The organism is Halogeometricum sp. CBA1124 (assembly GCF_009741955.1).
In the GTDB taxonomy this organism is placed as follows: Archaea; Halobacteriota; Halobacteria; order Halobacteriales; family Haloferacaceae; genus Halogeometricum; species Halogeometricum rufum.
Genome location: NZ_WPCD01000377.1, coordinates 1 through 1,169, shown reverse-complemented (window position 1 = coordinate 1,169; position 1,169 = coordinate 1). Strand labels below are relative to the sequence as shown.

Genomic DNA, 1,169 nt, shown 5'->3' with positions numbered 1-1,169 from the left:
GCCGGGGCGGGCGCGGCCGTCGCCAAGCACGGCAACTACTCCGTCTCCTCCTCGTCGGGGAGCGCGGACGTGCTGGAAGTCGCCGGCGCGGACGTGGAGGCCGAACCGCCGGCCGTGGAGGCGGCCATCGAACGCGACGGCATCGGCTTCATGCTCGCGCCGGTGTTCCACCCCGCGATGAAGGCCGTCATCGGCCCGCGGCAGGAACTCGGCATGCGGACCATCTTCACGTCCTCGGACCGCTCACGAACCCGGCGGGCGCGGAGGCGCAGGTCGTCGGCGTCTACGACCCGGACCTCGTTCCCGTCCTCGCGCGCGCACTCACCAAGATGCCCGTCGAACGCGCCCTCGTCGTCCACGGCTCCGGCATGGACGAGATAGCGCTCCACGACGAGACGGTCGTCGCCGAAGTCGACGGCGACAGCATCGAGGAGTACGCCATCGCGCCGGCTGACCTCGGCCTCGACGCCGCGCCGGTCGCCGACGTCGCCGGCGGTACGCCGCAGGAGAACGCCGCCGACCTCCGCGGCATCGTCACGGGCGACGTGACCGGCCCCAAGCGGGACATCATCCTCGCGAACGCGGGCGCGGCCGTCTACGTGGCCGGCCTCGCCGACTCCGTCGAGGAGGGCACTGAGGTGGCCGCGAACGCCATCGACTCCGGCCGGGCCGCCGAGACGTTCGCCGACCTCTGCGGCACCGACGCGGAGACGCCGGACGCAGAGTCGGCGGAGGTCTGAGATGGTACGGGTGAAGATATGCGGCGTCACGAGCGAGACGGACCTCCGCGCCGTGGACGAGGCGGGCGCGGACGCCGTCGGCTTCATCGCCGGCGTCCCCGTCGACACGCCGCGAGAACTGTCGCTCGCCCGGGCGGCCGAACTCGCCGCCGCCGCCCCACCGTTCCTCACGACGACGCACGTCACGATGCCCGCGACGGTCGGTGACGCCATCGAGGCGGGGGCGCGCGTGAACCCCGACGTGCTCCAGATTCACGGCGACTTCGACGCCGAGGACCTCCGGGCCGTCCGTGCCGGCGTGGACGCGCGAATCGCCGCCGTCGTGGACGCGGACCTGCCGGTGTTCCGCGAGGTGCGCGACCGAATCTGACCGGGACGCGAACCCGGCCGAGACCAGAATCCGGCCGGGACCCGAATCGACCGTGAGTC

The 1,169-nt window shown here is 73.0% G+C and carries 1 protein-coding gene and 1 pseudogene; both read left to right on the top strand.

The window, feature by feature from the left end; genetic code table 11:
* A pseudogene (gene trpD, locus GJ632_RS21630) lies at positions 1-740 on the top strand (anthranilate phosphoribosyltransferase); the annotation flags it as partial.
* A 1-nt stretch (position 741) separates the two neighbouring features.
* The gene (locus tag GJ632_RS21625; protein ID WP_255473629.1) at positions 742-1,110 is read left to right on the top strand and encodes a hypothetical protein; all 369 of its coding nucleotides are present in this window, start codon (positions 742-744) and stop codon (positions 1,108-1,110) included.
* The last annotated feature ends 59 nt before the right edge of the window (positions 1,111-1,169 follow it).